This is a genomic window from Streptomyces sp. Ru62 (genome assembly GCF_002920615.1).
Lineage (GTDB): Bacteria > Actinomycetota > Actinomycetes > Streptomycetales > Streptomycetaceae > Streptomyces.
Genome location: NZ_PQSU01000004.1, coordinates 378,928 through 387,332, shown reverse-complemented (window position 1 = coordinate 387,332; position 8,405 = coordinate 378,928). Strand labels below are relative to the sequence as shown.

The window sequence follows — 8,405 nt, the reverse complement described above, 5'->3', positions numbered from 1 at the left end:
TGGGTCCTATGCCTGCGGCGGCCCCTGCGGGTGGGGCGTGGCTCGGGTCGCGCCTGCCGTGGGGTGGGGGTCGGGGCCGCGCCGGGTGGCGTCCGTCCTCGGTCCGGCGGGCTGTCGCTCGTGGGGTGCCGGGGTTCTCGCCGGCCGCTGCGGGCGGACACCACCCGACACGTCCCCTTCCCGCCGTGCGCGGGTGCGGGCCGCTCGTGGGTGTCCGCGCGGGCGGGCCGTCGCGTTGCCCGTCACGCCGTGTACGGGTGCGGGGCGGGGCGGCGCTGTTGGTGTGGGAGTGCCGTCGCCAGCAGGTCGTGCAGGGTCTGGGCCGCCCTCGGGGCCGCGTCTCCGCAGCAGTTGTTGAAGAGGATGTGCAGCTCTTCGGCCTGGGCGGCCGTCTGCCGGATGGGGGGCAGCCAGGCCGAGAGTTCCGGTTCGGTGTACGCGTGGCGGAAGCGGTCCTCCTTCGTGCCCTTTCCCCAGTGCGGGCTGCGGCCGTGGAAGCGGATCAGGTGCAGGTGGGGGGTGGTGACGGGGGCGGGGGGCGGGGCGTCGGGGGTGTCGGTGGCCACCGCCGTCGCGTTCAGGTCCCTGAGGAACGCCGCCGTACGGTCCGCCCGGTCGGGGTGCCACCAGGCGGGGTCGCGGAACTCCACGGCGAACGGCCAGTCGTGGGCGCGTTCGCGGGCCGTGCGGATGAAGGTCTCGGCCGCCGGGCCGGGGGTGAGGGAGGGCGGGTACTGGAAGAGGAAGGTGCCCAGGCGGCCGGCGTCGCGGAGGGGGGCCAGCGCTTCGGCGTAACGGGTCCAGACCTCCGCACGCAGGGCTTCGTCGTGCGGGTGGTCGCGCAGGTCCGGTGGGAGGGTGGCGGGGCGGGTGCGGTGGCCGGTGAGCAGGGAGAACGCCTTGACGTCGAAGCGGAAGCCGGGGGGCGTGCGTTCGGCCCAGAGGGTGGTCGTGCGCGGGGCAGGCAGGGCGTAGTACGGGGAGTCCGCCTCGACGAGGGGGAAGCGCGTGGCGTAGTGGCGCAACCGCTTCTCCGCGTCCCGGTGGCCGGGTGGGTACCAGCCGCTCCGGAGCAGCGCCGGGTCGGTCCAGCCGCAGGTGCCGATGAGGATGTCCGCCATGCGGGCGTGAGTACCCGGCGTTCATCGGGTCTTCACCCGTGAGGTTGGCCGGCGTGGGCCAGGAGCACGTTGGCGTGAGCATGCTCTGTCCGCACCGCCAGCCGTCGATCCTTACCCGGAGGTTGATGTGTCCGGCAGTTCTGCTCGTTCGGCGTATCGCCGTGCCCGCGCCCTCGTGGCGTCCGCGGCCGCCCTCGCCGCGGCCGCGGTCGGGCTGTGGACCGGGCTCGGCGAGGGGTCCGCGCACGCCGCGGGCGCCGTCCCCAGCCCGGACCACGTGGTCGTCGTGGTCTTCGAGAACCATGCCTACAGCCAGGTCATCGGCTCCTCCAGCGCGCCGTACATCAACTCGCTGAAGGCGGGGGGTGCCAACCTGACCCAGTCGTACGCCGAGACCCACCCCAGCCAGCCGAACTACTTCGCGCTGTTCTCCGGGTCGACGCAGGGGATCACCGACGACAGCTGCTACACCCCGGGGTTCTCCTCGGCGCGCAACCTCGCGTCCGAGGTGATCGGCGCCGGGCGCACCTGGGCCAGCTACAACGAGACGCTGCCGAGCCAGGGCTCCACGACGTGCAGCAGCGGCAACTACGCCCGCAAGCACAACCCCTGGTTCGGCTTCAGCAACGTGCCGACCTCGACCGCGAAGACCTTCGCCCAGTTCCCCACGGACTACTCGACGCTGCCGCAGATGTCGTTCGTGGTGCCGAACCTGTGCAGCGACATGCACGACTGCTCGGTGTCCACCGGTGACACCTGGCTGAAGAACAACCTGGGCGCCTACGCGACCTGGGCCAAGACCCACAACAGCCTGCTCGTCGTCACGTTCGACGAGGACAACCGGCTCAGCGGGAACAGGATCCCGACCGTGTTCTACGGGCAGCCCGTCGCCGCCGGGTCCAGCTCCTCGACCACGTACAACCACTACGACCTGCTGCGCACCCTGGAGGACACCCAGGGCCTGACCACGCACGCGGGCAACGCGGCCTCCGCCAAGGACATCACCGGCATCTGGGCGTCCTGACGTGTACGTAGCGGACAGCCGTGCGAGTACGTCCGCTCATGGTGCCGTCCGGCCTTCGGCCGGGCGGCGCCGTGCGGCGGTCGCGCCCACCGTGCTCGCGCTGGGGACGGTGAGCCTGGTCACCGACGTCTCGTCGGAGATGGTGACGGCGGTGCTGCCGCTGTACCTGGTGACCGGCCTGGGTCTGTCGCCGTTGGGCTTCGGGCTGCTGGACGGGATCTACAACGGGTTCTCGGCGCTCGTGCGCCTGGTGGGCGGGCACTTCGCCGACCGGGGCGGCGGACGGCACAAGTGGGTCGCCGGGCTGGGCTACGGCATCTCGGCCGTGTGCAAGCCGCTGCTGCTGGTGGCGCACGCACTGACCCCGATCGGGCTGGTGCTCGCCGCCGACCGGACCGGGAAGGGGCTGCGCACGGCGCCCCGGGACGCGCTGATCTCGCTGGCCAGCACCCCGGAGACGCGCGGGCGGGCCTTCGGGGTGCACCGGGCGATGGACACGGCCGGGGCCCTGCTCGGGCCGCTGGTGGCATTCCTGATCCTGCGGGCCACCGTCGACGGGTACGACGCGGTGTTCACCGTGAGCTTCTGCGTCGCCGTGCTGGGCGTCCTGGTGCTGGTGCTCTTCGTGCCGGGCGGACGGGGTGACGCGGCCCCGGCCCAACGGCCCACGGTCCGGGCGGCCCTCGCCCTGCTGCGCGGCCGCGACCTGCGCCGGATCACCGTGTGCGCGCTGCTGCTCGGCCTCGCCACGGTCAGCGACTCCTTCGTCTACCTGCTGCTCCAGCGCCGCCTCGGCGTCCCCGACCGCTGGTTCGCGCTGCTGCCCCTGGGCACGGCCGCCGCCTTCCTGCTGCTGGCGGTACCGCTCGGCCGGCTCGCGGACCGGGTGGGCCGCTGGACGGTCTTCCTGGCCGGCCACGGCGCCCTGCTCGCCGCTTACGCGCTGCTGCTCACCTCCTGGCACGGCACCGGCCTGCCGTACCTCGTGCTCGCCCTGCACGGCGGCTTCTACGCCGCCACCGACGGGGTGCTGATGGCCGCCGCCTCGGACAGCGTGCCGGAACGGCTGCGCTCCTCCGGGCTGGCCGTCGTACAGACCGGGCAGGCGCTGGCCCGGTTCGCCTGCTCGCTGCTGTTCGGCGCGGCCTGGACGGTGTGGGGCGACCGGGCGGCGCTGGCGGGCGCGGCGGTGGCGCTGGCCGCGTGTGCCGCCCTCTCCCTCACCCTGCGCCCGAAGGGAACGGTGTCCGCATGACCGTACGCACCCGCGTCCTGATCCTGGTCTCGGCCGTCGCCGTGCTGGCGGCGGTCGGGCTGGCGTCGGTGCTGCACGCCTCCGCGCGGGCGGACCGCCGTGACCACACGCAGGCCGGCGGGCCGAGCGTCGCACCGGGGACGGTGACGCTGCGCCAGTCGGGGCGGCTCGTGTTCCGCAACATGGCGTGGGGGCCGCACCGCGACGAGCTGACCAGCGTCCCGGCCTCCGCCCCGGACGCGCCGCGCACCGCGTCCGGCCTCAAGTGCCTGCGGTTCTACGCCGCTTCGGGCACCGGCGTGTGCCTCCAGGCCGTGCACGGGCCCGTCTCGGACACCTACCGCGCACTGGTCCTGGACGCGCGCCTGCGGACCGTGGACCGCTACGACGTGCCGGGCATCCCCTCCCGCGCCCGGGTCTCCCCCACCGGGCACTTCGCCGCCTGGACGGCGTTCGTGGGCGGCGACTCGTACGCCGGGACCGACTTCTCCACGCGCGCGGCCGTCGTGGACACCCGCAGCGGGAAGCTGATCCCGTCCCTGGAGGCCTTCCGGATCGTCAAGGACGGACGTCCGTACCGGGCGGCGGACGTCAACTTCTGGGGGGTGACGTTCGCGGCCGACGACCGCACGTTCTACGCGACCCTGGCCACCCAGGGGCGGACGTACCTGGTCCGCGGTGACCTGCGCCGCCGTACGGTCACCACGCTGCACGCCGACGTGGAGTGCCCGTCCCTGTCGCCCGACGGCACCCGGGTCGCCTACAAGAAGCGGGTCGCGGGGCTGCCGAAGGACGCGCCCTGGCGGCTGTACGTCCTCGACCTGCGCACGATGCGCGAGACCCCGCTCGCCGAGCCGCGCAGCGTGGACGACCAGGCGGTGTGGAAGGACACCCGTACGCTCGTGTACGCGCTGCCCGGGGACTACGGCGCCGACCTGTACGAGGTCCCGGCGGACGGCTCCGGACGACCCCACCGGATCAGCTCGGCGGCGGTGTCACCGGCCTACCTCGGCTAGGCCCGGATCAGCTCGGCGCGGTGTCAGGGCGTACCGCGGCCAGGCCCGCCGGAGGTCAACGCGGCAACCGCGTTTTCCGTCATCCCGGTGGTTTGCCGTACCCGGCCGCCGTCATGGTGTCCGGTCCCGCCCGAGACTTTCCGGCGTGGTGGCCGCGTGGCCGCCGGGGAAGGCGAGGGCACGCGATGGCCGACAGCAGGATCCTGGTCGCGGTACCGCAGCATCCGCGCGCCGAGGGCGCCGGGGCCGAGCAGTTGCGGAAGATCCGGGACGCCGTGGAGGCGGACGGCTTCGAGGTGCGCTGGGCGGTCAGCGCCGAGGACGCCGAGGCGGTGCTGCGGACCGAGGCGGGCCTCGCGGCGGCCGTGGTCGCCTGGGACCTGCCCGGGGGCGGGGCACGGTGGCGGGGTGACGGTCCCGGCGCCGCGCTCGCCCCGGCGGACGGCACCCTCGGCGGGGACCCGGGCGGGGCCGCCGTACTGCGCCGGATCGGGCGGCGGTTCCGGGATCTGCCGGTGTTCCTGGTCATGGCCGAGGAGGGCGTGCGGGAGCTGCCGCTGTGGGTGTCGGAGACCGTCGTCGGGTACGTGTGGCCGCTGGAGGACACCCCGGGGGTTCATCGCGGGCCGCGTCACCAGCGCCGCCCGCGCCTACCGGGAGGACGTGCTGCCGCCGTTCTTCCGGGCGCTGCGGCGCTTCGACGACGCCCACGAGTACTCCTGGCACACCCCGGCCCACTCCGGTGGCGTCGCGTTCCTCAAGTCGCCGGCGGGGCGTGCCTTCCACGACTACTTCGGCGAACGGCTGCTCCGCTCCGACCTGTCGATCTCGGTGGAGGAGCTGGGCTCGCTGTTCGAGCACACCGGCCCGATCGGGGAGGCGGAGCGCAACGCGGCCCGCGTCTTCGGCTCCGACCTCACCTACTTCGTGCTGCACGGCGACTCCACCTGCAACCGACTGGTGGGCCACTTCAGCGTCACCCGTGACGAGCTGGCGCTGGTGGACCGCAACTGCCACAAGTCGGTGCTGCACGGCTTGGTGGTCTCCGGTGCCCGGCCCGTCTACCTGGTGCCCACGCGCAACGGGTACGGCCTCGCCGGGCCGCTGCCCCCGGCCGAGCTGGCCGCGGACTCGATCGCGGCCCGGATCGCCGGACACCCGCTGGCCGAGGGGGCCGCATCCCACGAGCCGCAGTACGCGGTGTTCACCAACTCCACCTACGACGGCCTGTGTTACGCCGCCGTACCCACCGCGCGGGCGCTCGCGGCCAGCACGCCCCGGGTGCACTTCGACGAGGCGTGGTTCGCGTACGCCCGCTTCCACCCGCTGTACCGGGGCCGGTACGGCATGTCGGTGGACGCGGACGCCTTCCCCGGCCCGGACAGGCCGACGGTCTTCGCGACCCAGTCCACGCACAAGCTGCTGGCCGCGCTGTCCCAGTCGGCGATGGTGCACGTGCGGCCCGCGCCCCGGGCGCCGGTGGAGCACGACCGGTTCAACGAGGCCCTGATGATGCACGGCACCACCTCGCCCCTGTACCCGATGATCGCCTCGCTGGACGTGGCGACGGCCATGATGGACGGCCCGCAGGGCGAGTGGCTGGTGGACGAGGCGGTGACGGAGGCGATCCGCTTCCGGCAGGAGATGGTGCGGCTGCGCCGGCGGGTGGAGAGCGCCGGGGACCGGCCGCCGTGGTTCTTCGGCGTCTGGCAGCCGGAGGAGGTCACCGACCCGGCGACCGGCGAGCGCCTGCCCTTCGACGAGGCCCCGCCGGAGCTGCTGCGCACGGAGCAGTCCTGCTGGCTGCTGGAGCCGGGCGCCGCCTGGCACGGCTTCCCCGGGCTGACCGAGGGGCACTGCATGCTGGACCCGGTCAAGGTCACACTGACCTGCCCCGGCATCACCGCGACCGGCGAGATGGCCGAGGAGGGCATCCCGGCCCGCGTCCTGACCGCCTATCTGGCCACCCGGAACATCGTGGTCGAGAAGACGGACAGCTACACCACGCTGATCCTGTTCTCGATGGGCATCACGAAGGGCAAGTGGGGCACGCTGCTGGACGCCCTGATGGACTTCAAGGCCCTGTACGACGCCGACGCCCCGCTCGGCCGGGTCCTTCCCGGGGCGGTCGCCGCGCATCCTCGCCGCTACTCGGGCCTGACCCTGCGCGAGCTGTGCCGGCAGATGCACGAGCAGCTGCGCTCGGCGCGCCTGGTGGAGCTGCTGGACACCGCGTTCCAGCGGCTCCCGGAGCCGGTGCACCCGCCGCAGCACTGCTACCAGCGGCTGGTGCGGGGCGGTACCGAGCGGGTGCGGATCGCCGACGCGGCGCACCGGGTGGCGGCGGCGATGGTCACGGTCACCCCGCCCGGCATCCCGGTGCTCATGCCGGGCGAATCCACCGGCACCCCCGACGGCCCCCTCCTGCGCTACCTCTCGGCCCTGGAGACCTTCGACCGTCACTTCCCGGGTTTCCGCAGCGAGACGCACGGGGTGACGATCGACGAGGACAGCGGGGACTACCAGATCGAGTGCCTGCGCGACCACTGAGCCGGCCGTCGGCCCCCGTGCGGTCACCGGGCCGGGGTGCGGGCCGTCCTGGCGGGCACGCACCGCCACGCGAGACCCGCCGCGAGCAGGTAGGCCAGGGCGCCGACCACCATGCTGACGCGCACCCCGGGGCCGTAGCCGGCACTGGTCGCCAGCAGGCTGCCGCCGAGTGCGACGCCGGTGGCGCTGCCGATCTGGCGGGTGGTGTTGAACAGGGCGGAGGCGGCTCCCGCGTACGCGCGGGGCGCGGCGCCCATCACCGTGGCGGTCGAGCCGGTCAGGGCGAAGGACGTACCGAACCCGGCGGCCGTCATCGGCGCCACCAGCAGCGGGTAGGCCGGATCGGTCCCGGCCGCGGCCCAGCCGGCCAGCCCCAGCGCGCCCAGGAGCATGCCGGAGACCACCAGCGGGCGGTCTCCGGTACGGCGGGTCAGGCGCCCGGACAGGACGGAGGCGAACATGGTCACCGCCACGGCCGGGAACAACGCCAACCCGGTCCGCAGCGCGCTGAAGCCGCGCTCGTGCTGGAAGTACAGGCTGGCGGTGAACACCATGCCGTAGAAGCCGAGGTTGAACAGGAGGCCCACGACGGCCGCTCCGCTCATCGCCGGTGAGCGCAGCAGCCGCAGTGGGAGCGCCGGAGCCCGGGCGAACCGCTCACGCACCACGAACCCGGCCACGGCCAGGGCCGCCAGACCCAGTCCGGCGAGGACGGCGGGATCGGACCAGCCCCGCCGTCCGGCCTCGTTCAGGGCGGCGGTCAGCAGGGTCACGGCCGCCACCACGGCGGCTTGCGCCGGCCAGTCCACGGCCCGGTCGGGGTTCCGCGGTGAGAGCGCGACGTACCGCGCCGTCAGGATGAGGCAGGCCGCACCGACCGGCACATTGATGAGGAACACCCACCGCCAGCCCACGGTGGACACCAGGAGCCCGCCCAGCAGGGGCCCGGCGGAGGCGGCGATCCCCGCCATCGACCCCCACAGCCCGAAGGCGCGTGAGCGTGCCGCCGGCTCGGGGTAGGCCTCTTGGAGCAGGGCGAGCGAGCCGGGAACGATCAGCGCCGCGCCGAGCCCCTCCGCCAGCCGGGCCGCGACGAGGGCCGAGGCACTGGGCGCGCCCGCGCACGCGGCCGACGACACCGTGAACAGCGCCACGCCCGAGCAGAAGACCCGCCGGTTCCCCAGCCGGTCACCGAGCGCACCGCCCGTCATCAGGAACCCGGCGAGAACCAGGGTGTAGCCGTCCGTGATCCACTGGATGCCGGTGAGCGAGGCCGCCAGCTCCCGGCCCACCGCGGGCACGGCGACATTGATGATCGTGACGTCCAGGATGACCATGAAGTACCCGGCGCACACGGCGAGCAGCGGTGCCACAGGCGCATGCTAGGGCCGGGGGGAGGCCGGATCGACGACCTCGGGTGCGTGTTCACGACCGCGGGG

The 8,405-nt window shown here is 73.9% G+C and carries 5 protein-coding genes and 1 pseudogene; 4 read left to right on the top strand and 2 right to left on the bottom strand.

Annotated features, from left to right (window positions below; genetic code table 11):
• Positions 1-242 precede the first annotated feature (242 nt).
• Positions 243-1,121, bottom strand: a complete 879-nt coding sequence (locus C3492_RS08055; protein ID WP_103811025.1) for a DUF72 domain-containing protein — start codon at positions 1,119-1,121, stop codon at positions 243-245.
• 127 nt (positions 1,122-1,248) lie between these two features.
• Here C3492_RS08055 and C3492_RS08050 point away from each other — a divergent pair, with 127 nt between their 5' ends.
• The 4 genes and pseudogenes from C3492_RS08050 to C3492_RS08035 all read left to right on the top strand — a co-directional run bounded on the left by C3492_RS08050 (position 1,249) and on the right by C3492_RS08035 (position 6,966).
• Positions 1,249-2,145, top strand: coding sequence for an alkaline phosphatase family protein (locus tag C3492_RS08050; protein ID WP_103811024.1), 897 nt, complete (start codon positions 1,249-1,251; stop codon positions 2,143-2,145).
• Between the two features lies 1 nt (position 2,146).
• Positions 2,147-3,400 (top strand): MFS transporter, encoded by a 1,254-nt coding sequence (locus C3492_RS08045; RefSeq protein ID WP_181140254.1) that lies wholly within the window; start codon positions 2,147-2,149, stop codon positions 3,398-3,400.
• On the top strand, positions 3,397-4,416 hold the full coding sequence (locus C3492_RS08040; protein ID WP_103811022.1) for a TolB-like translocation protein: 1,020 nt from the start codon (positions 3,397-3,399) through the stop codon (positions 4,414-4,416). The genes C3492_RS08045 and C3492_RS08040 overlap by 4 nt, the downstream gene beginning before the upstream one ends.
• A gap of 185 nt (positions 4,417-4,601) precedes the next feature.
• A pseudogene (locus C3492_RS08035) lies at positions 4,602-6,966 on the top strand (Orn/Lys/Arg decarboxylase N-terminal domain-containing protein).
• A gap of 23 nt (positions 6,967-6,989) precedes the next feature.
• Here the strand turns inward: C3492_RS08035 and C3492_RS08030 are convergent.
• On the bottom strand, positions 6,990-8,339 hold the full coding sequence (locus C3492_RS08030; protein ID WP_103811021.1) for an MFS transporter: 1,350 nt from the start codon (positions 8,337-8,339) through the stop codon (positions 6,990-6,992).
• Positions 8,340-8,405: the final 66 nt, after the last annotated feature.

What these genes read in the sequence shown, in the direction of transcription:
- C3492_RS08055 (WP_103811025.1), bottom strand. Translation starts at nt 1,121, where the DNA reads ATGGCGGACATCCTCATCGGCACCTGCGGCTGGACCGACCCGGCGCTG.
- C3492_RS08040 (WP_103811022.1), top strand. Translation starts at nt 3,397, where the DNA reads ATGACCGTACGCACCCGCGTCCTGATCCTGGTCTCGGCCGTCGCCGTG.